The organism is Serratia sp. BIGb0163 (assembly GCF_024809935.1).
GTDB lineage: Bacteria > Pseudomonadota > Gammaproteobacteria > Enterobacterales > Enterobacteriaceae > Serratia > Serratia quinivorans.
Genome location: NZ_JANUDZ010000001.1, coordinates 262291 through 284626 on the forward strand (window position 1 = coordinate 262291; position 22336 = coordinate 284626).

A 22336-nucleotide genomic window follows, 5' to 3' on the forward strand; every position below is an offset into this window, starting at 1 on the left:
ACTGCCTCCATCTGGGTGCTGTTAAGCGATGGACGTATCTTGCGCCGCTCTGGCTATAGGGTCTAAGACCCATTTATAATGATAGCTATAGGCATTACTAATAGTAGGGGTGCTATGCTGTTGCGACATATTCGTTATTTTCTGGCCGTTGCCGAGCAGGGCAACTTCACCCGCGCTGCCGAAGTGCTGCACGTTTCGCAGCCCACGCTGTCACAGCAAATCAAACAGCTGGAGGAAACGCTGGGTACGCCGCTGTTGGATCGCAGTGGCCGAACCGTGCGCCTGACCGATGCCGGTGCGGCCTGGATGCGCTATGCCCGCCGGGCATTACAGGATCTGGACGAAGGTGCGCGCGCGATCCATGATGTGGCGACGCTGGAGCGCGGCAATTTGAGGTTGGCAATGACGCCGACCTTTAGCGCCTACCTGGTTGGCCCGGTTATCGATGCCTTTTATCGGCGTTATCCGGGTATATCGCTAAGTATTCAAGAAATGACTCAGGACAGAATCGAGGCGTTGCTGGCGGAGGATCAGTTGGATTTGGGTATTGCTTTTGGCCAGGCGCAGTCGCCAGATATCGAGGCCAACGACCTGTTTAGTGAATCGTTGAATATGGTGGTTGGCGCAGATCATCTTTTGGCCCAACGGCAACATCCTTTGACGGCGGAAGAGCTTGAACGGCAACCCCTGGCTTTACTGAGCGAAGATTTTGCTACCCGTCAGTTCATCGACGGTTATTGTCGCCAGCAGAGTATCTGCCCGTGGGTGGCGGTAGAAGCCAATGCGATTGGTGCTATCCTCGAGATTGTGCGCCGTGGTCAGCTTGCCACCATTCTACCGGCGGCGATCGCCCAGGCGGATCCGCAGTTGCGGTCGGTACAACTTGCCGTTGCCCTGCCAGCGCGTCGGGCGGTATTACTGCAACGCAAAAGCGCTTACCGCAGCGCGGCATCGCAGGCGTTTGTTGCGGTTTTACATCAGCAGGCTTTTATGTCGACACATGCCAACCCGGTATAAAACCGCTTGAATAGAGAAATTTTTATGAAAATGATTTTGCGCGTTGTGGCTTTGCTTGTTGTTTCTTTCTGTTCCCTCTCCGGCTATGCCGCTGAGCAAAGCCGCGAAGAGACAGAAAATGTTTTATCCAAAGTCAGCGATTTCTCTTTGGGAATGAATGGGTTTGTTGGTATTGGCAGCGTTGGCGAGACCGAGCTAATAAGAATCCTAACCTATCAGGATGCGGGGGAGATTTTCTTGCGTATTGCCAAAAATCCGCAGGCAACGCCAGAAGCTAAACTTTATGCTGCCTGTGGCTTAAAAAAACTAAATAACAATAACGGCGAAGCCGATTTCGCCCAAGAGTGGGATAAACAGGTTTCGGTATTGAAAGGGGATATTTTAAGGACAGAAAATTTTAAAGAGGTCTATTTCAATATCTTAAAACATGGCTGCTGGTGAATGTATTAATTCCCCTTCAATCCGCCGGATGGGATTTACTGCCTCCGGCCTCAAGGCACCGCGCAGTGTCTGGCTTTTTCTGCCACCGCACCATTGCTCAAATTGTCACCGAAACTTCCCGCGATCTCTGTTGCCCGTTATGGCATAATGCGCGCCAAATCACATTCCTAATGATATGAAGAGCGAGCGCTGTGTTAAGCACTAACAACATTACTATGCAGTTTGGCAGTAAGCCGCTGTTTGAAAACATCTCTGTAAAATTTGGTGGCGGTAACCGCTATGGTTTGATCGGGGCCAACGGCTGCGGCAAATCCACCTTTATGAAAATCCTGGGCGGCGATCTGGTACCGAGCGGCGGCAACGTGTTCCTCGATCCGAACGAGCGTCTGGGTAAACTGCGTCAGGATCAGTTCGCTTTTGAGCAATACAGCGTGCTGGACACCGTTATCATGGGTCACCATGAACTGTGGGCAGTGAAAGAAGAGCGTGACCGTATTTACGCTATGGCCGAAATGAGCGAAGAAGACGGCTATAAAGTGGCCGATCTGGAAGTGGCTTACGGCGAAATGGACGGTTACACCGCCGAAGCGCGTGCCGGCGAGCTGCTGCTCGGTGTTGGCATCCCGGTCGAACAGCATTATGGCCCGATGAGCGAAATCGCGCCGGGCTTTAAGCTGCGTGTGTTGCTGGCGCAGGCCCTGTTCTCCGATCCGGAAATCCTGCTGCTCGACGAACCGACCAACAACCTGGACATCGATACCATTCGCTGGCTGGAGCAGGTGCTGAACGAGCGTAACAGCACCATGGTTATCATTTCGCACGACCGTCACTTCCTGAACATGGTGTGTACTCACATGGCGGATCTGGACTACGGCGAACTGCGCGTGTATCCGGGCAACTATGACGAATACATGACGGCGGCCACGCAATCGCGTGAACGTCTGATGGCGGATAACGCCAAGAAGAAGGCACAGATTAACGAACTGCAGTCGTTTGTCAGCCGCTTCAGCGCCAACGCCTCCAAATCCAAACAGGCCACTTCACGCGCCCGCCAGATAGACAAGATCCAGCTGGAAGAAGTGAAGGCTTCAAGCCGCCAGAACCCGTTCATCCGTTTCGATCAGGACAAAAAACTGTTCCGTAACGCGCTGGAAGTGGAAGCGCTGACCAAAGGTTTCGACAACGGTCCACTGTTCAGCAAGCTCAACCTGATGGTTGAAGTGGGCGAGAAAGTGGCGGTGCTGGGCCCGAACGGTGTCGGTAAGTCTACCTTGCTGAAAACCCTGGTTGGCGATGCACAGCCGGACAGCGGCAGCGTGAAATGGTCTGAAAACGCCAAGATCGGTTACTACGCGCAGGATCACGAATACGAGTTCGATGACACCCTGACGGTATTCGATTGGATGAGTCAGTGGAAGCAGGAAAAGGACGACGAGCAGGCCGTTCGCAGCGTGCTGGGGCGTTTGCTGTTCAGCCAGGACGACATCAAGAAGAAAGTTAAGGTGCTGTCTGGTGGTGAAAAGGGCCGTATGCTGTTCGGCAAGCTGATGATGCAGCGCCCTAACATCCTGATTATGGATGAACCGACTAACCACCTGGATATGGAATCCATCGAGTCGCTGAACATGGCGTTGGAAATGTACGAAGGCACCCTGATCTTCGTTTCCCACGACCGTGAGTTCGTCAGCTCGCTGGCGACCCGCGTACTGGAAATGACGCCGACCAAGGTTATCGACTTTACCGGCAACTACGAAGACTATCTGCGTAGCCAGGGTATCGTGTAACTTCTGTTACGGCATTAAAAAGGCGGGAGCTAATATTCCCGCCTTTTTTGTGTCTGCTATTCCCCGCCACACACCTCGCACTGCGGATCCTTCGGCAGCTTCATCTCACGGAACTGCATGGTCATGGCGTCAAACATCAGCAGTTTGCCGGTAAGCGGCTGGCCGTATTGCGTCAGCAGTTTGATGGCCTCGATAGCCTGCAGAGTGCCGATGGTGCCCACCAGCGGTGCCATCACACCGGCCTCGACGCAGGTCAGGGCGTTGTCGCCGAATAACCGGCTCAGGCAGCGGTAGCAAGGTTCATTGGCCTGGTAAGTGAAGACGCTGAGTTGCCCTTCCATACGGATCGCCGCGCCGGACACCAGCGGTTTGCGCTGCGCATGGCACAGGCGGTTGAGCAGATCGCGCGTTGCCACGTTGTCGGTACAGTCCAGCACCAGATCGTTGGCGGCAATCTGTGCCGCCATCTGTTCATCGTCCAGTTGCCGGTCAACGGCATCAATATGGATATGCGGATTGATGGCGCTCAGTTCGATACGCGCCGAATCAACCTTCGCCATGCCAATGCGCGCGTCGCGGTGCAGGATCTGGCGTTGCAGGTTGGAGAGCGAAACGGTGTCGAAATCAACCAGCGTCAGATGACCCACCCCTGCGGCAGCCAAATAGGGCGCGGCGGCGCAACCCAAGCCACCCAGGCCAACAATCATTACCCGTGCGGCTTTCAGCTTTTCCTGACCGTCGAAGTCGAAACCACGCAGGATAATCTGGCGGTTATAGCGCAATGTTTCGGCATCGGTTAATTCCGGCAGCATGCTTAGCTCCTCAGCAGGGCGTTGAAAGGCTCAATTTCCACCTTTTCACCCACCGCTACGGAACCGCGATCGCGCTCCAGTACGATAAAACAGTTACCCTGACTGAACGAACTGAAGATGTGCGAGCCTTGATGGCCGGTGCTGCTGACTTCCAACTCGCCATAGGCGTTACTGCTAAAGACGCCGCGCTGGAAATCGAGACGGCCCGGTGCTTTCTTCAACGGCGTCAATGCGCGTGCTTGCAGACGCGGTGGCAACTGCCAGTCGCTGTGGCCGGCCAGTTTTGCCAGCAGCGGTTGCACCAGTTGGTAGAAGGTCAGGGCGGCAGAAACCGGGTTGCCCGGCAGGCCACAGAACCAGGCGTGTTTCAGCTTGCCGAAGGCAAAAGGCTTACCCGGTTTGATCGCCAGCTTCCAGAAGCTGACTTCGCCCAGTTCATCCAGCATCTGCTTGGTGTAGTCGGCTTCACCGACCGAAACGCCACCGCTGCTGATCACCACGTCGGCCTGGCTGTCCGCCTGCTCGAAAGCGGCGCGCAGCGCTTCTTGATTGTCGCGGATAATGCCCAGATCGATCACCTCGCAGCCCAGCTGTTCCAGCATCAGGCGCACCGCAAAGCGATTGGTATCGTAGATTTGCCCGGCCTGCAACGGCTGGCCGACCGGTTGTAATTCGTCGCCGGTAGAGAACACCGCGACTTTCAGTTTGCGCATAACCTGGACTTCGGCAACGCCGAGCGAGGCCAGCAGAGGCAATTGCGCGGCACCCAGCCTGATGCCTGCGGCTAACACGCCTGCGCCCTGGCGAATATCTTCCCCGGCCAGACGAATATTTTGCCCGGCTTGTACTTCGGCCGTAAAGCGCACGCCTGCATCACTCAGCTCGGCCTGTTCCTGCATGATCACTGCTTCGGCACCGACCGGGACAGGGGCGCCGGTCATAATGCGTATGCAGGTATTGGCCGGCCAGTTGCCATCAAATGGCGCACCGGCAAAGGCTTTGCCCGCCACCGGCAACGGCGCATTGGCTTGCAAATCTGCCAGGCGCACGGCGTAACCGTCCATAGCCGAATTGGCGAACGGCGGCACGTCAATCGGTGAAATGACCGGTGCGGCGGTAATGCGGCCTGCGGCGGCGGTCAGGGCAATGGATTCGGTCTGCTGCAGGGGGGAGAGCTGGCTGAGCATCTTCTCCAGCGCCTGCTCCAGGGAAATGAGATCGGAAGTATGGCAATGATCCATCGGGGGAACTCCGTAATCAGGGTGCGCGATAAATAGCGGCAATGTGGGGGTATTATGAAGGATGCTATGCTGATGTAAACAACAGGAGGCAGTGATGCACAGACAGGTATTAGACTTTTGGTTTGACGAGATCGAACCGGCTTTGTGGTTCAAAAAGGATGACGAATTCGATCGCCTGCTGCATACGCGCTTTGGCCAGATCTGGCAGGCCGCCGCCGCCGGGGAGTTGGCGCACTGGCGAGAAACCATTGAGGGGCGACTGGCGGAGGTGATTGTGCTCGACCAGTTCAGCCGCAACCTGTTCCGTGGCACGCCGCGTTCATTTGCCAGCGATCGCATGGCGCTGGTATTGGCGCAAGAAGCGATCCGCAGCGGGCAGTGTGAGCAACTCAGTAAAGAACAACGGGGCTTTCTCTATTTGCCGTTTATGCATTCGGAATCGGCGCTGATCCATCAGCAGGCGCTGGCGTTGTATACCGAGCTGGATAATGGCGACCAGTTGGAGTTTGAATTGCGGCATAAGGCCATTATTGACCGTTTTGGCCGCTACCCGCACCGTAATGCGATATTAGGTCGTGTCTCAACCGCGGAAGAAGAGGAATTTCTGTTGCTGCCGGGTTCCGGGTTCTAAATATTATCATCTGCGTTCAGCCTGCTAAAAAACAGCAGGTTGAACCTGTGAAAGTTAAATGTTCAGAGCTATCGGTTATTTCTCAGGGTAATAGTTGTCTATCCCCTCGCTGCTTTTACCAAAAATCCCAATCGTTATTTATGGCTTTTTTATGCTGTTATAACTCTCTGTTTTTATTCCATTAAGCTATTTCAATGTGCGAAATAATCTAAGCGAACTACGCTGAATGCTGAGCGTTGACTTAATGCTTTACATAGAATGCAGGGCTAAATATAGTCGGGAAAAGAAAAAATAATTAATTATCAGCCCGGAAGGGTACGGGATTAACACAGGGTGTCAGGCATATGAGCAAACCAGTGATTGCCATTCATGGCGGCGCGGGCGCAATTACCCGCTCGGCGCTGAGTGCGGAAAAGGAACAGGAGTATATCCAGGCGTTATCCGGCATTGTTGCCGCAGGTCAGCAGATCCTGGCCCAGGGCGGCAACGCATTGGATGCGGTGACCGAAGCCGTGCGCTTGCTGGAGGAGTGCCCGTTATTTAATGCCGGCAAAGGCTCGGTGTTTACTCATCAGGGTACCCATGAGCTGGACGCCTGCGTGATGGACGGGCGCACCTGCGATGCCGGCGCGGTGGCGGGCGTCAGCCGGATACGCAACCCGATACTGGCCGCACGCGCGGTGCTGGAAAACAGCCAGCATGTGTTGTTTGCCGGTGAGGGCGCTGAAAAGTTTGCCGCGGCCCACGGTCTTGAAATGGTTACCCCCGATTTCTTCTTTACCCAACAACGTTTTGACCAGTTGCACCGCGCTCAGGCGGAGCAGGGCCGAGTATTGCTCGATCACGATGGCGCTGAGCCGATCGATCCCGACAGGAAGTTCGGTACCGTCGGTGCGGTGGCGCTGGATGCTTTGGGCAATTTGGCGGCGGCGACATCGACCGGTGGCATGACCAACAAACAGGCCGGTCGGGTGGGCGATACGCCGATCATCGGCGCCGGTTGTTATGCCAACAACGCCACCGTGGCGGTGTCCAGCACCGGTACCGGCGAAATATTCATGCGTGGCGTATCGGCCTATGACGTTTCCGCGCTGATGGAATACGCCGGCCTCAGCCTGCAGCAGGCCAGCGACCGGGTGGTAATGGAAAAACTGCTGGCGATGGGCGGTAGCGGCGGCATGATTGCCATCGACAGCCAGGGCAACGTGGCGCTGCCGTTTAACAGCGAGGGGATGTACCGCGGTTTTGGTTATGTCGGCGATGCGCCGTCCGTAGGGATTTATCGCTAACCGTAACCAGGAGGGTGCATGACCGAGACCTTAATGTCGCCCACGGCCGAGTCGGGGTTGTGGCTACCGCCGCAGCGCGTGCTGTCGGTGCGCGATCTGAGCGTTCAGTTTCATCAACAGGGCGAGACCCTGGATGCGGTGCGCAACCTGTCATTCGATCTCGATCGCGGCGAGACGCTGGCGATCGTCGGTGAATCCGGTTCGGGCAAGTCTGTCACTTCTCTGGCATTGATGCGGCTGGTCGAACAGGGCGGTGGCAACATCGTCAGCGGTACCATGTCTTTTCGTCGGCGTAACGGCGAGGTGCTCGATTTGGTTCGTGCCCATCAGGGTACGCTACGCAGGGTGCGCGGTGCCGATATGGCGATGATCTTTCAGGAGCCGATGACCTCGCTGAACCCGGTGTTTCCGGTGGGCGAGCAGATCGCCGAATCTCTGCGCCTGCACCAGGCGATGGACCATCGGGCGGCCAAACAGGCCGCTTTGCAGATGCTTGATCTGGTGCGCATTCCCGAAGCCAAAGACGTGCTTAACCGCTATCCGCACCAGCTGTCTGGCGGTATGCGTCAGCGAGTGATGATCGCCATGGCACTGTCTTGCAAGCCGGCGCTATTGATTGCCGACGAACCTACAACCGCATTGGACGTCACCATTCAGGCGCAGATCCTGCAGCTCATCCGCGTGCTGCAGCAGGAAATGCAGATGGGGGTGATTTTCATCACCCACGACATGGGCGTGGTGGCAGAAATTGCCGACCGGGTATTGGTGATGCGTCAGGGGGAACGGGTGGAGCAGGGGCCGGTGCGCGAGCTGTTTGCCGCCCCGCAACAGCCCTATACCCAGGCACTGCTGGCCGCGGTACCAAAACTCGGTTCGATGGCGACCCAGGACTTTCCGGCCAAATTCCCGCTGCCGAACGGTGCGGACAATGGCGGGCCGCAGGATACCGTCCCGCCCGGTGCGGCGCCGATCCTGCGGGTGGAGAATTTGGTGACGCGCTTTGATCTGCGTAGCGGCATCCTCAACCGGGTTACCCGCCGGGTGCACGCGGTGGAAAACGTCAGTTTTGACCTCTACCCCGGCGAAACTTTGGGGCTGGTGGGGGAATCCGGCTGCGGCAAGTCCACCACTGGTCGTTCCTTGCTGAAGCTGGTGGATAGCCAGCGCGGCACCATTACCTTTGACGGCCGCCAGATTAATCAGTTGAAAGGCCCGGCGTTGCAGCACCTGCGGCGGGATATCCAGTTTATCTTTCAGGATCCTTACGCTTCGCTCGATCCGCGTCTGACCGTCGGCTTTTCGATTATGGAGCCCTTGCTGGTGCATAACGTGGCGCGCGGCAAGGCGGCGCAAGAGCGGGTCGATTGGCTGCTGGAACGCGTCGGGCTGAAACCCGAACACGCACGTCGTTACCCGCATGAGTTTTCCGGCGGGCAGCGGCAGCGTATCTGCATTGCGCGCGCCCTGGCACTCAACCCTAAAGTGGTGATCGCCGACGAATCGGTGTCGGCGCTCGACGTGTCGATTCAGGCACAAATCGTTAATCTGCTGCTCGATTTACAGCGGGAGCTTGGCATTGCCTTTCTGTTTATTTCCCATGATATGGCGGTGGTGGAGCGCATCAGTCATCGCGTTGCGGTGATGTACCTCGGGCAGATTGTCGAAATTGGCCCGCGCCGCGCCGTGTTTGATAACCCGCAGCATGCCTACACCCGCAAGCTGATGGCGGCCGTGCCGGTGGCCGATCCGGCCCATGCGCATAAACGCCAGCCGCTGCTGGTCGATGAAATTCCCAGCCCGATCCGTGCGCTGGGCGATGAACCCGTTACCGCACCGCTGGTGCAGGTTGGCCCCGGGCACTTTGTTGCCCGTCATCCGATCGCCGGTGCCTTTTAATGACCTCAGGAGATGCAAGCACCATGAAGCACACATTCAAACGTAAGGCATTGGCGGCCGTCGTGCTGTTGGCGGCAGTGGGCGCAGGCCCGGCCTGGGCGGCGAAAGATGCGGTGATCGCCGTCGCGTCCAACTTCACCACGCTTGACCCCTATGATGCCAACGACACGCTGTCGCAGGCCGTGGCCAAATCTTTCTATCAGGGCCTGTTCGGTTTCGACAAGGACATGAAGCTGGTGAACGTGCTGGCGGACAGCTATGAGGTGAGTCCGGATGGCCTGACTTACACTGTCAAACTGCATCCGGGGGTGAAATTCCATGACGGTACCGAGTTTAACGCCGAAGCGGTGAAGGTGAACCTGGATCGCGCCAGCAACCCGGACAACCACCTCAAACGTTACAACCTGTTCAAAATGATCGATAAAACCGAGGTGGTGGATGCTACTACGGTGAAAATCGTGCTGAAAGCGCCATTCTCGGCGTTTATCAACAACCTGGCGCACCCGGCGGCGGTGATCATTTCCCCGGCGGCGCTAAAGCAGTATGGCAAAGAGATTGGTTTCCATCCGGTGGGCACCGGCCCTTATCAGTTTGTGACCTGGAACCAGACCGATTTCGTTAAGGTGAAGAAGTTTGACGGCTATTGGAAGCCGGGATTACCGAAGCTCGACAGCATCACCTGGCGCCCGATCGTCGATAACAATACCCGTGCGGCGATGCTGCAGACCGGCGAGGCCACTTTTGCCTTCCCGATCCCTTATGAGCAGGCCAAGGTGCTGGAAGGTAATGCCAAGCTTGATCTGGTGGCTGCGCCGTCGATTCTGCAACGCTATATCAGCCTGAATGTCACCCAGAAGCCGTTTGATAACCTGAAAGTACGCCAGGCGCTGAACTACGCCATCAACAAAGATGCGCTGATCAAGGTAGCGTTCGCCGGCTACGCAGTACCGGCAGAAGGCCCGGTGCCGCCGGCGATTGACTTCGCCACGCGTTATAAGCCCTGGCCATACGATCCGGCCAAAGCGCGCGAACTGCTGAAAGAGGCCGGTTATCCGAACGGTTTCACTACCACTTTATGGTCGTCCCATAACCACAGTACCGCGCAGAAAGTGCTGCAGTTTGCCCAACAGCAGTTGGCGCAGGTTGGGGTGAAAGTGACGCTGACCGCGATGGATGCCGGTCAGCGTGCGGCACAGGTTGAAAGCGTTGGGGTGAAAGACACCGGTGTGCGCATGTTCTATACCGGTTGGTCCGCGTCGACCGGCGAGGCGGACTGGGCGCTGTCACCGCTGTTCTCTACTCAGGCGGCACCTCCCAAGCAGTTCAACACCGCGTTCTACAGTAACCCGCAGGTGGACAAGGATCTGACCGGCGCGCTGGCGACCACCGATCGCGCCGAAAAGCAGAAGTTGTACAAGGACGCGCAGGATCGTATCTGGGCTGATGCGCCATGGATCTTCCTGGCAACCGAACGCCTGCTGTCGGCCAATAACAAGCAGCTGAGCGGTTTCTATGTGATGCCGGATACTTCGTTCAACTTTGATAACGCTGACCTTAAATAAGGCGCCAATCCCCGCTCTCACTGAGGGCGGGGTGAGGGGATTCACCCGAGATGCTTAATTATTTTCTGAAACGGCTGCTGGGCCTGATCCCGACGCTGCTGATTGTCGCGGTGCTGGTGTTTTTGTTTGTCCATCTACTGCCCGGCGATCCGGCACGGTTGGCGGCGGGGCCGGAGGCCGACGAGGCGGTGGTGCAACTGGTGCGTAAGGATCTGGGGCTGGACAAGCCGCTACCGCAGCAGTTCGTGCATTTTTTTGTCAATGCTCTGCAGGGGGATTTTGGCACCTCGATGGTTTCCAAACGGCCGGTAAGCGAAGAGATTGGCTCGCGCTTTCTGCCGACCCTGTGGCTGACGCTGACCAGCATGCTGTGGGCGACGCTCTTCGGTATGGGCATCGGTATGTTGTCTGCCGTTTGGCGCAACCGCTGGCCGGATCGTATTGGTATGGCGCTGGCGGTCTCCGGCATTTCATTCCCCGCTTTTGCGCTGGGTATGCTGCTGATGCAGGTGTTCTCGGTCAATCTGGGCTGGTTACCGACGGTGGGCGCCGACAGCTGGCGGCATTATATTTTGCCCTCCATCACGCTGGGGGCGGCGGTTGCAGCGGTGATGGCGCGTTTTACCCGTGCCTCGTTCGTTGAGGTGCTGCAGGAAGACTATATGCGCACCGCGCGAGCCAAGGGCGTGCCGGAAACCCTGGTGGTGGTGAAGCATGGCCTGCGCAATGCGATGATCCCGGTGGTCACCATGATGGGGCTACAGTTCGGCTTTTTACTCGGCGGCTCGATCGTGGTGGAAAAGGTCTTCAACTGGCCAGGGCTGGGCAGGCTGCTGGTCGACTCGGTGGAGATGCGCGACTATCCGGTGATCCAGGCCGAGGTTTTGCTGTTCTCGCTGGAGTTTATTCTGATTAACCTGTTGGTGGACCTGCTGTATGCGGCAATTAACCCGGCGATACGCTACAAATGAGGACGCGGGATGATTAAGCATTGGCGACGCAACGCCGCAATGAAGGCGATGCCGACGATTAACCCTAACGCGGTGCGCACACCGTGGCATGAGTTCTGGCGGCGGTTCCGCCAACAACGGGTGGCGCTGGTCGCCGGGCTGTTGGTGCTGTTGCTGGTGGTTGCCGCGTTATTGGCACCTTACCTGGTGCCGTTTGATGCGGAAAACTACTTTGATTACGACCGCCTGAACGAAGGCCCTTCGCTGGTGCACTGGTTGGGGGTAGATTCCCTTGGGCGAGATATTTTCAGCCGCATTCTGATGGGCGCTCGTATTTCGCTGGCCGCCGGGGTGTTCTCGGTGCTGGTCGGCGGGCTGATCGGCACGCTGCTGGGCCTGTTGGCCGGTTATTATGAGGGCTGGTGGGACCGTATCACCATGCGTATCTGTGACGTGCTGTTTGCCTTTCCCGGTATTTTATTGGCGATTGGCGTGGTGGCGATTATGGGCAGCGGTATGTCCAACGTGATCATTGCGGTGGCGATTTTCAGCATTCCGGCGTTTGCCCGGCTGGTGCGTGGTAATACGCTGGTATTGAAGCACCTGACCTATATCGAGTCGGCGCGCAGCATCGGGGCTTCCGACTGGACCATCATCCTGCGACATATACTGCCGGGGACGATTTCGTCGATTGTGGTGTATTTTACCATGCGTATCGGCACCTCGATCATTACCGCCGCCAGCCTGTCATTCCTCGGCCTGGGCGCGCAGCCACCAACGCCGGAGTGGGGGGCTATGCTCAATGAGGCGCGGGCGGACATGGTGATGGCGCCGCACGTGGCGATTTTCCCCAGTCTGGCAATATTCATCACCGTACTGGCGTTCAACCTACTGGGCGATGGGCTGCGCGACGCGCTGGATCCGAGATTAAAAGGATAGAATAAGGTCAAATTAATAGCGGTTAATATGCGGGGTGTTAATCGTTTAATTAACTGTGACATGTTAGTGCATTCGGTAAATATACCCAGTGCGCTAATTTTTATTTTATCACTATGTCTTAGTTTTATTTAAAAGTGTTTGCATTTAATTTATCTAATTATACTATTGCTATGTTTCACATCAATCTGGCTATTTAGGTTCGATAAGTTTAATTCATGGAGTGAATAATATGACAATTAGAGAGCTAACAACACAGGATCTGGCTTTGATTTCAGGAGGAAATGCTGACTCGGGCTATGAAGGCCGAGGCGGAGGTGGCGGTCACTATGGTGGCGCACCTAATACCTGTGCAAATAAAGTGGGTACGGACATTATTCTTGGTGTTATTGGTGGGGCGATAAGGAAACCTGGCCATCCAGCGATAATGGTTGCCGGTGCTATTCTTGGAGGATTAAAAGCTGCCGTGTCTTGTGCAGATAATAGTCCTTACAGAGGGCGAGCGGGAGGACAGGATCCACTTGGAGGAAATAATAACCCTAATAGTGTGAATGGTCAGTGCCGTTGGTAATGGATTTTTTCACATGGACGTGCAAATGAAAGACTGCATTTTTATAGCCCTTTGGATATTTATTTCATTCTCTTTAATCGAGTATTCATCACTGCTAATTATGAAACCATGTAATAGTTATGTGGATGTTGCAATTGCGGTGATTACAGTGATCGGCACCAAAGCCTTATTAACCTGGTTTGAAGATGTTTATTATTGGTTCACTGGACGAGAGCGTTAACTGAGTGTGTTATCAGGAAGAATAACCGCTTGCGATACTGACTATCGCAAGCGGTTCGGGCCGATCAGCGGAACAGATGTTCGGCGTGGAAGCGCAGATGGTCTTCGATAAAGCTGGCGATGGTGAAATAGCTGTGGTCGTAGCCCGGTTGGATGCGCAGGGTTAGCGGCCAGTCGCGCTGGCGCGCCAGTTCGGCCAGCTTCGCCGGTTGCAGTTGATCCGCCAGGAACTGATCGTCATCACCCTGATCCACCAGCACCGGCATTTTTTCCGCGCCGTTGGCCAGCAGGTGGCAACTGTCATACTGCAGCCACTGGCTTTCATCATTGCCCAAATAGGCGGCAAAGGCTTTACGTCCCCATGGAACCTGACAGGGGTTAACGATGGGCGCAAAGGCCGACACCGAGCGGAAACGCTGCGGATTGCGAAACGCCATTACCAGTGCGCCGTGGCCGCCCATTGAGTGACCGAAGATCGACTGGCGATCGCTGACGCTGAAGTGCTGATTAATCAGCGCCGGTAACTCGTCGCTGATGTAATCATACATGCGAAAGTGCTTGCCCCACGGCGCCTGGGTGGCGTTCAAATAAAAACCGGCACCCTGGCCCAGGTCATAGCCTTCATCATTGGGCACATCGTCGCCACGCGGGCTGGTATCGGCCATCACCAGCACCAACCCCAGCTCGGCGGCGATACGCTGCGCGCCGGCCTTCAGCGTGAAGTTTTCATCATTGCAGGTCAGCCCCGACAGCCAGTACAGCACTGGCGGCGGGTTATCATCGCGCGGGGGCGGCAGATAGATGCTGAAAGTCATGTTGCAATTCAGGCTCTGCGCCGCATGGCGATAACGCTGTTGCCAGCCGCCGAACATACGGTGCTCTTCGAGAAGTTCTAATGACAAGGTCATCTCTGCCTCCTGGCTTATTTTTTGTCGAAGTGAATAACGGAACGGATGGATTTGCCTTCGTGCATCAAATCGAACGCTTCGTTAATCTGCTCCAGCCCCATGGTGTGGGTAATAAAGTCATTTAGCGCGAACTCGCCGTCCATATAACGCTGGACGATGCCCGGCAGTTGCGAACGGCCCTTCACGCCACCAAAGGCGGAACCGCGCCATACGCGGCCGGTCACCAGTTGGAACGGACGGGTAGAAATTTCCTGACCGGCACCGGCAACGCCGATAATCACCGATTCGCCCCAGCCTTTGTGGCAGCATTCCAGCGCCGAGCGCATCACGTTGACGTTGCCGATACATTCGAAGGAGAAATCAACGCCACCGTCGGTCAGTTCGACGATCACGTCCTGAATAGGTTTATCGTAGTCTTTCGGGTTGATCAGATCGGTAGCGCCCAGCTTGCGCGCCAGGTCGAACTTACTGGTGTTGATATCGATGCCGATGATGCGGCCTGCACCCGCCATCTGTGCGCCGATGATTGCCGACAGACCGATGCCGCCGAGGCCGAAGATGGCCACGGTATCGCCTTTTTGCACTTTGGCGGTGTTGATGACCGCGCCCATGCCGGTGGTGACGCCGCAGCCCAGCAGGCAGACTTCTTCCAGCGGGGCTTCTTTACTGATTTTTGCCAGTGAGATTTCCGGCACTACGGTGTATTCGGAGAAGGTTGAAGTGCCCATGTAGTGGAAGATAGGCTTGCCGTCTTTGAAGAAGCGGGTGGTGCCGTCCGGCATCAGGCCTTTGCCCTGGGTAGCACGGATCGCCTGACACAGGTTGGTTTTGCCGGATTTACAGAATTTGCACTCGCCGCATTCCGGCGTGTACAACGGGATCACGTGATCGCCAACCGCTACGCTGGTCACGCCTTCACCGATGGCTTCTACCACGCCGCCGCCTTCATGGCCGAGGATCGCCGGGAATACGCCTTCAGGATCGGCACCGGACAGGGTGTAGGCGTCGGTATGGCAGACGCCGGTGGCGACGATCCGCACCAGCACTTCGCCTTTTTGCGGCGGCATCAGATCCACTTCTTCGATTTTCAGCGGCTGGTTCGGGCCCCAGGCAACGGCGGCACGGGTTTTGATCATTTCCATCATAGTCTCCAGTGGTCTATTTTTAATCAGGCTATGTCGATAGCATTGGGTAAATCGCAGGCAGTATTTTCAACCGAGAGGGTTTCTGCCTGTTCAATAATTAATTCTTTCAGGGCGCGAACGTTCGGGCCGAAGGCATCACGCCGCCACAGTAACCAGGTGGCGGTTTGGGCGATGTCGTCCGGAAGAGTATGCACTTTTACCCGTTCATGGCCCGGCAGCAGGCTCAGCACCGAATGCGGGATCATCGCCAGCCCGGCGCCGCTGGCGACGCAGGCCAGCATGGCGTGGTAAGACTGGATTTCCATCACCTGGCCCGGCAATATGCCTTCGCGCTTGAACCAGGACTCCAGCCGCAGGCGGTAAGAGCAACTGGCGCGGAAGGCAAACAGCGTTTCGCCCTTGGCGTCTTTGGCGCTATGGATCGGCAGGTGATCGAGGCATGAGATCACCACCATATGTTCGGGGAAAGCGATACAGCCATTGAGTTCGTCATACTGTACCGGCCCATCGACCAGTGCCGCCGCCAGCGTACCGGCGCGTACCCGTTCGGTGATCTCGCCGGAGGTACCGGTGGTCAGCGACAGTGACACCTGTGAGAAACGTTGGTGATAGGCTGCCAGTAACGTTGGCAAGCGTGTGGCGGCGGTGCTTTCCATCGAACCTATGGCGAAGTTACCTGCCGGCTCGCCGGCATGGGTGATGCTCATCGCTTCTTCACTCAGGGCCAGAATGCGGTTGGCGTAGCAGAGAAAGTTATGGCCCATCGGCGAAAGGCGCAGGCGCTGTTTTTCGCGGATGAACAGATCGGTGCCCAGTTCCTGTTCGAGCTGACGCAGGCGGGTGGTCAGATTCGAAGGTACGCGGTGCAACTGCTCGGCGGCACGGGCAACGGAGCCGGTTTCGGCGACGCTGCAGAACATGCGGAGCTGGGTGAGATCCATTATCTTCTCTTTTCGTGATGAACTTGATGAGTATTATTCAGTTTTTGTGAGTGTAATACTGCGGCATGATACTGGCAACTTTCTTTTAACAGTCTGGATACTCTACATGGCCTTAAGAATTGCCCTGAGTGGTTTTATTGCATTGATCGTAGCCATGGGAATTGGTCGTTTCGCCTTTACCCCACAGGTACCGCTGATGATTGCCGAGCACCAGTTTACCTTGACCGGGGCCGGGCTGGTGGCGGCCATCAACTACCTGGGTTATCTGTGCGGTGCCTATGACGCAATGCGCGCCAACCGACATGTTGAACGTCGGCTGTGGCTGGGCGTGTGGGGGGCGGTAATCTTGACGCTGCTTTCGGCCTGGGTGCAGGGCGAATGGTGGCACGGTGCCGTGCGTTTCCTGATTGGTTGGGCCAGCGGCTGGGCGATGGTGCTGGTGGCGGCCTGGACCAACGAACGGCTGGCTCACTATGGCCGGCCGGCGCTCAGTGCGGCGGTCTTCGCCGGGCCGGGGGCCGGGATTTTTATCAGCGGCATGCTGGCGGTAGGCATTCACAGCCTGGCGCTGACGGCGTCTCAGGCCTGGCTGGTGTATGGCGTGTTGGCACTGGTATTGATTGGCGCAATCAGCATTAACCTGCCTAAGGCCGGTGAATTGCATCGTCCTGATGTAGCACCGGAGCCTCTGCTGTTGACTCCGGCGCTGAAGCGGCTGGTATTGAGCTACAGCCTGGCAGGCTTCGGCTATATCCTGCCGGCCACCTTTCTGTCGCAAATGGCCGCCGCACGTTTTCCTGGCAGCGTGTTCGCGCAATTTGTCTGGCCTGTCTTCGGCGGTGCGGCGGTGTTGGGGATTGTCATTGGCATCCTGACCCGTCACAAGCTGACCACCCAAACGCGTCTGGCCATGACTCTGTGGGTACAGGCACTGGGGGTCTTGAGTGCGGAAATCGTGCCTGGGGTGGCCGGACTGGCCTTGGGGGCATTGTTGACCGGCGGTGGCTTCCTCAGCGTAGTGCAGCTGTCGATCCAGCACGGCAGGGAACTGGCACCTAATCATGCGCGTTACATGGCGGGACTGTTGACCACTGGCTATGCGATTGGTCAGTTGGTCGGCCCGACGCTGTCGGCGCTATCCACTACCTTGACCCATCGGTTGGAACCGGCGTTATATGTCGCCGTGGTGGCGCTGATCGTTGCCGGCCTGCTGGTGGTGAATACCCCGACGCGCGAGCTGGCACGAAAACCGACGGCGCTGTGATTAAATTCCGTACAAAAAACGTGGAATAGCCGCAGCGGGCCTGATTGTGCTAAATGCGAATATTTCACCTGCGGATGAAGCACAATCGCTGGATAATCCCCTCACTCTCATCTAGAGTGGGGTCAAAATCTTGACCGGGTTCACGTTACCAATGACGGAAACCTCTGCCGTCAGGAGAGTATGCAATTCACCAGTCTGCTCGGTAAAGCAGCCGGATTGGCGAGTTCAGGTCCGTTGGAGAGATGAAATGACATCATTAAGTAAAGAAGCTGTTCTGGTTCATGCGGCGCTCGAAGAGCGTGGCCTGGAAACCCCGTTGCGTGGTGAAGTGCTGGATCGCGAGACGCGCAAGCGCCGTATTAAAGAGCACATGACGGAAATCATGCAGCTGCTTAATCTCGATCTATCCGACGATAGCCTGGCGGAAACCCCGCATCGCATTGCCAAGATGTATGTCGATGAAATTTTCTCCGGCCTGGACTACGCGAATTTCCCAAAAATTACCGTCATCGAAAACAAGATGAAGGTAGATGAAATGGTGACGGTGCGCGACATTACCCTGACCAGCACCTGTGAACACCATTTCGTGACAATCGACGGTAAAGCGACCGTGGCCTACATTCCGAAAGATGCGGTGATCGGCCTGTCGAAAATCAACCGTATCGTGCAATTTTTCTCCCAGCGCCCACAGGTGCAGGAGCGTCTGACTCAACAGATCCTGGTGGCATTGCAAACCCTGCTGGGCACCAATAACGTGGCAGTATCGATTGATGCGGTCCATTATTGTGTTAAGGCGCGCGGTATCCGCGACGCGACCAGCGCCACCACCACCACCTCGCTGGGTGGGCTGTTCAAGTCCAGCCAGAACACCCGTCAGGAATTCCTGCGTGCGGTGCGACATCACCAGGGGTGATACGGGGTTAACGAATAAGAACAGGCGCCTGCGGGCGCCTTTTTAATGGCCGGAATACAGCGATAAAATAATGAGCAACCCTTCGACCACACCGCTGCCACGCATCGCCACTCTGGACTGTGTGCGCGGTATCGCCATCCTTGGCATTCTGCTGCTGAATATCAGCGCCTTTGGCCTGCCGAAGGCGGCCTACCTGAATCCTGCCTATCTGGGGCTGCCATCATCGCGTGACGCCTGGACCTGGGCGCTGTTGGATATTTTCGCCCAGGCCAAGTTTCTGGCGATGTTTGCCTTATTGTTTGGTGCCGGCCTGCAGATGCTGCTGCGGCGCGGCAAGGGCTGGATACGTGCGCGGCTGTCGTGGTTGGTGCTGTTTGGTTTGGCGCATGCCATTTTCCTTTGGGACGGCGATATCCTGTTGGCCTATGGCCTGATCGGGCTGGTGTGCTGGCGGATGATCCGCGATGCCAAAGAAACCTATCAGCTATTGAAAACCGGCGTAGTGCTCTACCTGATCGGCGTCGGGGTTCTGCTGTTGCTGGGCTTTATCTCGCACGGTGAGCCGGGCGGTTTCTGGCAGCCCGGCGTTGCGGAACTGCAGTATGAAAAATTCTGGAAGCTGCAGGGCGGTATGGAGGCTTGGCGTAGCCGTACCGATCTGCTCTCGTCTAGCCTATTGGCGATTGGCGCGCAATATGGCTGGGAGTTGGCGGGGCTGATGCTGTTTGGTGCCGGACTGATGCGCAGCGGTTGGCTGCGTGGCACCTATTCGCCGGGTTACTATCGCCGTCAGGCCGCCTGGCTGATACCGCTTTCATTGCTGATCCAACTGCCGGCGGTGGCGTTGCAATGGCATCTTCACTGGGACTACCGCTGGAGCGGCTTTTTATTACAGGTACCGCGCGAACTGGGCGCTCCGCTGCAGGCCATGGGCTATCTGGCACTGTGTTACGGTTTCTGGCCGACGCTGTCGCGGCTGCGTATTGGGCATGGGTTGACGCAGGTTGGGCGCATGGCACTGAGCAATTACCTGCTGCAAACGCTGATCTGTACCACGCTGTTCTATCGCTTTGGCCTGTATCAACAGTTCGATCGCCTGCAACTGCTGGCGTTTGTGCCGCTGGTCTGGTTGGCTAACCTGTTGTTTTCTAACCTGTGGTTGCGTTACTTCGCCCAGGGACCGGTGGAATGGCTATGGCGCAAACTGACCTCTCTGGCCGCCGGTAACACGGAGCCTAAGGGAGTGAATTGAGATCTGGCGCAGGTAGGTTAAAAAAATGTATGTAAACGTTTTCTTTCCTGTGACGGAATTCACGCAGAGGAGGATGACAAACGGGGTAGGATAGCGCCACTGTCAACTACCCCGACCTCAGGATTTTTCATGACCTCTGTTCACCCAACCACCATTCGCGACGTGGCGAAGCGTGCGGGCGTGTCCGTGGCGACCGTTTCCCGCGTGCTGAACCACAGCGCCCTGACCAGTAAAGAGACGCGTGAACAGGTGCTTAAGGCGGTGGCTGAACTGGGTTATCGGCCCAACGCCAATGCACAGGCGTTGGCCACCCAGAGCAGCGATACCCTCGGGGTGGTGGTGATGGACGTTTCCGATCCCTTCTTTGGTGCGCTGGTGAAAGCGGTAGACACCGTAGCGCAGCAACACCACAAATATTTGCTGATCGGCAACAGTTATCATCAGGCAGACAAAGAGCGTCACGCTATCGAAGTGCTGATTCGCCAGCGCTGTAATGCCTTGATTGTGCATGCTAAAGCGCTGTGCGATGCCGAATTGATGACTTTCCTCGACCAGGTGCCGGGCATGGTGTTGATCAACCGTATCATTGCCGGCTATGAGCATCGCTGCGTTGGCCTGGACAACGTCAGCGGCGCGGAGATGGCAATGCGTTTGCTGCTGTCGCAGGGGCATCAGCGCATTGGCTATCTGGGCTCCAACCACCCGATAGAAGACGGGCCGCTGCGCCAGCAGGGCTATACGCAGGCGATGGCTGCGGCTGGGTTGGTTACGCCGGACAATTGGCGTGCCTATGGTTCGCCGGATTTGCAGGGTGGGGAAGCGGCAATGGTCGAGTTACTCGGGCGTAACCTGCATTTGAGCGCGGTGTTTGCTTACAACGATGCCATGGCTGCCGGTGCCATGGCGGTGCTGAAAGAAAACGCTATCACAGTACCGCAAAATTTCTCGCTGGTGGGGTTCGATGATATCCCCATCGCACGCTATACCAGCCCCAAGCTCACCACGGTGCGCTATCCCATTGTCACCATGGCGACGCTGGCCACCGAGTTGGCCCTGCTGGGCGCGGCAGGCCGGCTGGAGCCGCAGGACCGCCATTTGTTTATGCCCACTCTGGTACGCCGCCATTCCGTGGCTCCGTGGCAAATTGAGGCAGCGGTCACTCTCTGAACATTTATTCTTGTGTAACCGTTTTCAATCTGTGAGAAAATTCACAGATTATTAACATCACGCCGTCTATGCTCTAGTCGTTTTCCAGCGTAAAGGCACTTGCCGCTGCTGTTCTTTACCTCGCGCTGGCACCACACTTTTCAGGAATAACATGATTCACGGATGACAGGGAAACTGCCAGGCCCGGTTGTGCATTCGCCACCGGTTACCTTTGGCCTAACACCGAGCAAGACCCTACATAAACCGGAGACACACAATGAATAAGAAGGTTTTCACCCTGGCCGCGACGGCCGCAGCCATGATGTTTGGCGCCGCAGCACATGCAGATACCCGTATTGGCGTCACAATTTATAAATATGACGACAACTTTATGTCGGTGGTACGCAAGGCTATCGAGAAAGACGCCAAGGCCTCTCCGGACGTCACCCTGCTGATGAATGACTCGCAGAATGACCAATCCAAACAAAACGATCAGATCGACGTGCTGATCGCCAAGGGCGTTAAAGCACTGGCGATCAACCTGGTTGACCCGGCAGCCGCCCCGGTGGTGATTGATAAGGCGCGCGCAAACGATATCCCTATCGTGTTTTACAACAAAGAGCCTTCCCGTAAAGCGCTGGACAGCTATGACAAAGCTTATTACGTGGGGACCGACTCTAAAGAGTCCGGTGTGATCCAGGGCAAACTGATCGAGAAGCACTGGAAGGCTAACCCGAACTGGGATCTGAACAAAGATGGTCAGATTCAGTATGTGTTGCTCAAAGGTGAGCCAGGCCACCCGGATGCTGAAGCGCGTACCACCTACGTGACTAAAACGCTGAACGACGACGGTATCAAGACGCAGGCATTGCAGATGGACACCGCGATGTGGGACACCGCCCAGGCCAAAGACAAGATGGATGCCTGGCTGTCCGGCCCTAATGCCAACAAAATAGAAGTGGTGATTGCCAACAACGATGCGATGGCAATGGGCGCGGTAGAAGCGCTGAAAGCGCATAACAAGTCCAGCATTCCGGTATTCGGTGTGGATGCGTTGCCTGAAGCCCTGGCGATGGTGAAATCCGGCGCTATGGCAGGGACAGTACTGAACGATGCCGACAATCAGGCTAAAGCCACTTTCGAACTGGCGAAAAACCTGGCTGCAGGCAAACCGGCCGCCGATGGCACCCAATATAAGATTGAAAATAAAGTGGTGCGCATTGCTTACGTTGGCGTAGATAAAGACAACCTGTCTCAGTTTATTAAGTAAGTTCTGAATGACCCCGCCTGAGGTGCGCTGCCCAGCGCCAACACCAGGAAAGCCGCAGGCGGGGAAATTTATTCTTCAAATCACAGCCTATACCCGATGAATTTCAAGTTGCAGCTAGCCATGCTGAGTCTTGAAAGGCGACGGGTAA

20 protein-coding genes are annotated in these 22336 nt (G+C 56.4%); 15 read left to right on the plus strand and 5 right to left on the minus strand.

Annotation, left to right across the window (positions count from 1 at the left end; genetic code table 11):
* Positions 1 to 114: 114 nt before the first annotated feature.
* From cynR to M2406_RS01315, 3 genes are all read left to right on the plus strand, one after another.
* Entirely contained in the window at positions 115 to 1017 is a 903-nt protein-coding gene (cynR, locus tag M2406_RS01305; protein ID WP_259188169.1) for a transcriptional regulator CynR, read from the plus strand.
* 24 nt (positions 1018 to 1041) lie between these two features.
* Positions 1042 to 1458 carry an MchS3 family protein gene (gene mchS3 / locus M2406_RS01310; RefSeq protein WP_259188171.1) on the plus strand — a complete coding sequence of 139 codons (417 nt, stop codon included), beginning with the start codon at positions 1042 to 1044 and terminating at the stop codon, positions 1456 to 1458.
* Between the two features lie 191 nt (positions 1459 to 1649).
* On the plus strand, positions 1650 to 3242 hold the full coding sequence (locus M2406_RS01315) for an ABC-F family ATPase (protein WP_026142274.1): 1593 nt from the start codon (positions 1650 to 1652) through the stop codon (positions 3240 to 3242).
* A gap of 56 nt (positions 3243 to 3298) precedes the next feature.
* Here the strand turns inward: M2406_RS01315 and moeB are convergent, their stop codons facing one another.
* Complete coding sequence (gene moeB / locus M2406_RS01320; protein ID WP_012005979.1) at positions 3299 to 4054, minus strand: molybdopterin-synthase adenylyltransferase MoeB; 756 nt, start codon at positions 4052 to 4054, stop codon at positions 3299 to 3301.
* Positions 4055 to 4056: 2 nt separating this feature from the next.
* On the minus strand, positions 4057 to 5295 hold the full coding sequence (gene moeA, locus M2406_RS01325) for a molybdopterin molybdotransferase MoeA (protein ID WP_259188181.1): 1239 nt from the start codon (positions 5293 to 5295) through the stop codon (positions 4057 to 4059).
* Positions 5296 to 5389: 94 nt separating this feature from the next.
* Between moeA and M2406_RS01330 the strand changes: the two genes are divergently transcribed.
* From M2406_RS01330 to M2406_RS01360, 7 genes are all read left to right on the plus strand, one after another.
* Positions 5390 to 5926, plus strand: a complete 537-nt coding sequence (locus M2406_RS01330; protein ID WP_259188184.1) for a DUF924 family protein — start codon at positions 5390 to 5392, stop codon at positions 5924 to 5926.
* A 344-nt stretch (positions 5927 to 6270) separates the two neighbouring features.
* Positions 6271 to 7215 (plus strand): isoaspartyl peptidase/L-asparaginase family protein, encoded by a 945-nt coding sequence (locus M2406_RS01335; RefSeq protein WP_112362689.1) that lies wholly within the window; start codon positions 6271 to 6273, stop codon positions 7213 to 7215.
* Positions 7216 to 7233: 18 nt separating this feature from the next.
* The gene (locus M2406_RS01340; RefSeq protein ID WP_259188186.1) at positions 7234 to 9111 is read left to right on the plus strand and encodes a dipeptide ABC transporter ATP-binding protein; all 1878 of its coding nucleotides are present in this window, start codon (positions 7234 to 7236) and stop codon (positions 9109 to 9111) included.
* Positions 9112 to 9134: 23 nt separating this feature from the next.
* Positions 9135 to 10673: a glutathione ABC transporter substrate-binding protein GsiB gene (gene gsiB, locus M2406_RS01345; RefSeq protein WP_012005984.1), complete on the plus strand. Its 1539-nt coding sequence runs from the start codon at positions 9135 to 9137 to the stop codon at positions 10671 to 10673.
* Between the two features lie 50 nt (positions 10674 to 10723).
* Positions 10724 to 11644 (plus strand): glutathione ABC transporter permease GsiC, encoded by a 921-nt coding sequence (gsiC, locus tag M2406_RS01350; protein ID WP_259188188.1) that lies wholly within the window; start codon positions 10724 to 10726, stop codon positions 11642 to 11644.
* Positions 11645 to 11653: 9 nt separating this feature from the next.
* A complete protein-coding gene (gene gsiD / locus M2406_RS01355) occupies positions 11654 to 12562 on the plus strand; it encodes a glutathione ABC transporter permease GsiD (protein ID WP_259188189.1) in 909 nt (302 codons plus the stop codon).
* A gap of 229 nt (positions 12563 to 12791) precedes the next feature.
* Positions 12792 to 13130 carry a hypothetical protein gene (locus M2406_RS01360; RefSeq protein ID WP_259188191.1) on the plus strand — a complete coding sequence of 113 codons (339 nt, stop codon included), beginning with the start codon at positions 12792 to 12794 and terminating at the stop codon, positions 13128 to 13130.
* A gap of 284 nt (positions 13131 to 13414) precedes the next feature.
* Here M2406_RS01360 and fghA read toward each other — a convergent pair whose 3' ends face one another.
* From fghA to M2406_RS01375, 3 genes are read right to left on the minus strand one after another with little or no spacing between them, the layout of a single operon-like run.
* A complete protein-coding gene (gene fghA / locus M2406_RS01365) occupies positions 13415 to 14257 on the minus strand; it encodes an S-formylglutathione hydrolase (RefSeq protein WP_259188193.1) in 843 nt (280 codons plus the stop codon).
* A gap of 14 nt (positions 14258 to 14271) precedes the next feature.
* On the minus strand, positions 14272 to 15399 hold the full coding sequence (locus M2406_RS01370) for an S-(hydroxymethyl)glutathione dehydrogenase/class III alcohol dehydrogenase (protein ID WP_012005990.1): 1128 nt from the start codon (positions 15397 to 15399) through the stop codon (positions 14272 to 14274).
* Positions 15400 to 15425: 26 nt separating this feature from the next.
* Positions 15426 to 16343 carry a putrescine utilization regulator PtrR gene (locus M2406_RS01375; RefSeq protein ID WP_259188194.1) on the minus strand — a complete coding sequence of 306 codons (918 nt, stop codon included), beginning with the start codon at positions 16341 to 16343 and terminating at the stop codon, positions 15426 to 15428.
* A gap of 106 nt (positions 16344 to 16449) precedes the next feature.
* Here M2406_RS01375 and M2406_RS01380 point away from each other — a divergent pair, with 106 nt between their 5' ends.
* From M2406_RS01380 to mglB, 5 genes are all read left to right on the plus strand, one after another.
* Positions 16450 to 17607: an MFS transporter gene (locus M2406_RS01380; RefSeq protein ID WP_259188195.1), complete on the plus strand. Its 1158-nt coding sequence runs from the start codon at positions 16450 to 16452 to the stop codon at positions 17605 to 17607.
* Between the two features lie 247 nt (positions 17608 to 17854).
* Positions 17855 to 18520 (plus strand): GTP cyclohydrolase I FolE, encoded by a 666-nt coding sequence (gene folE / locus M2406_RS01385; RefSeq protein ID WP_012005993.1) that lies wholly within the window; start codon positions 17855 to 17857, stop codon positions 18518 to 18520.
* Positions 18521 to 18590: 70 nt separating this feature from the next.
* Positions 18591 to 19772, plus strand: coding sequence for a DUF418 domain-containing protein YeiB (yeiB, locus tag M2406_RS01390; protein ID WP_115182891.1), 1182 nt, complete (start codon positions 18591 to 18593; stop codon positions 19770 to 19772).
* Positions 19773 to 19901: 129 nt separating this feature from the next.
* Positions 19902 to 20939 (plus strand): HTH-type transcriptional regulator GalS, encoded by a 1038-nt coding sequence (galS, locus tag M2406_RS01395; protein WP_012005995.1) that lies wholly within the window; start codon positions 19902 to 19904, stop codon positions 20937 to 20939.
* 256 nt (positions 20940 to 21195) lie between these two features.
* Positions 21196 to 22188, plus strand: a complete 993-nt coding sequence (mglB, locus tag M2406_RS01400) for a galactose/glucose ABC transporter substrate-binding protein MglB (RefSeq protein ID WP_012005996.1) — start codon at positions 21196 to 21198, stop codon at positions 22186 to 22188.
* The last annotated feature ends 148 nt before the right edge of the window (positions 22189 to 22336 follow it).

Bases quoted from the DNA above. Each gene is read 5' to 3' on its own strand.
- gsiD (WP_259188189.1), top strand. From the start codon at position 11,654: ATGATTAAGCATTGGCGACGCAACGCCGCAATGAAGGCGATGCCGACG.
- fghA (WP_259188193.1), bottom strand. From the start codon at position 14,257: ATGACCTTGTCATTAGAACTTCTCGAAGAGCACCGTATGTTCGGCGGC.
- mchS3 (WP_259188171.1), top strand. From the start codon at position 1,042: ATGAAAATGATTTTGCGCGTTGTGGCTTTGCTTGTTGTTTCTTTCTGT.
- folE (WP_012005993.1), top strand. From the start codon at position 17,855: ATGACATCATTAAGTAAAGAAGCTGTTCTGGTTCATGCGGCGCTCGAA.
- galS (WP_012005995.1), top strand. From the start codon at position 19,902: ATGACCTCTGTTCACCCAACCACCATTCGCGACGTGGCGAAGCGTGCG.
- M2406_RS01330 (WP_259188184.1), top strand. From the start codon at position 5,390: ATGCACAGACAGGTATTAGACTTTTGGTTTGACGAGATCGAACCGGCT.
- gsiB (WP_012005984.1), top strand. From the start codon at position 9,135: ATGAAGCACACATTCAAACGTAAGGCATTGGCGGCCGTCGTGCTGTTG.
- M2406_RS01380 (WP_259188195.1), top strand. From the start codon at position 16,450: ATGGCCTTAAGAATTGCCCTGAGTGGTTTTATTGCATTGATCGTAGCC.
- M2406_RS01360 (WP_259188191.1), top strand. From the start codon at position 12,792: ATGACAATTAGAGAGCTAACAACACAGGATCTGGCTTTGATTTCAGGA.
- mglB (WP_012005996.1), top strand. From the start codon at position 21,196: ATGAATAAGAAGGTTTTCACCCTGGCCGCGACGGCCGCAGCCATGATG.
- M2406_RS01375 (WP_259188194.1), bottom strand. From the start codon at position 16,343: ATGGATCTCACCCAGCTCCGCATGTTCTGCAGCGTCGCCGAAACCGGC.
- moeA (WP_259188181.1), bottom strand. From the start codon at position 5,295: ATGGATCATTGCCATACTTCCGATCTCATTTCCCTGGAGCAGGCGCTG.
- M2406_RS01335 (WP_112362689.1), top strand. From the start codon at position 6,271: ATGAGCAAACCAGTGATTGCCATTCATGGCGGCGCGGGCGCAATTACC.
- M2406_RS01370 (WP_012005990.1), bottom strand. From the start codon at position 15,399: ATGGAAATGATCAAAACCCGTGCCGCCGTTGCCTGGGGCCCGAACCAG.
- cynR (WP_259188169.1), top strand. From the start codon at position 115: ATGCTGTTGCGACATATTCGTTATTTTCTGGCCGTTGCCGAGCAGGGC.
- yeiB (WP_115182891.1), top strand. From the start codon at position 18,591: ATGAGCAACCCTTCGACCACACCGCTGCCACGCATCGCCACTCTGGAC.
- gsiC (WP_259188188.1), top strand. From the start codon at position 10,724: ATGCTTAATTATTTTCTGAAACGGCTGCTGGGCCTGATCCCGACGCTG.
- moeB (WP_012005979.1), bottom strand. From the start codon at position 4,054: ATGCTGCCGGAATTAACCGATGCCGAAACATTGCGCTATAACCGCCAG.
- M2406_RS01340 (WP_259188186.1), top strand. From the start codon at position 7,234: ATGACCGAGACCTTAATGTCGCCCACGGCCGAGTCGGGGTTGTGGCTA.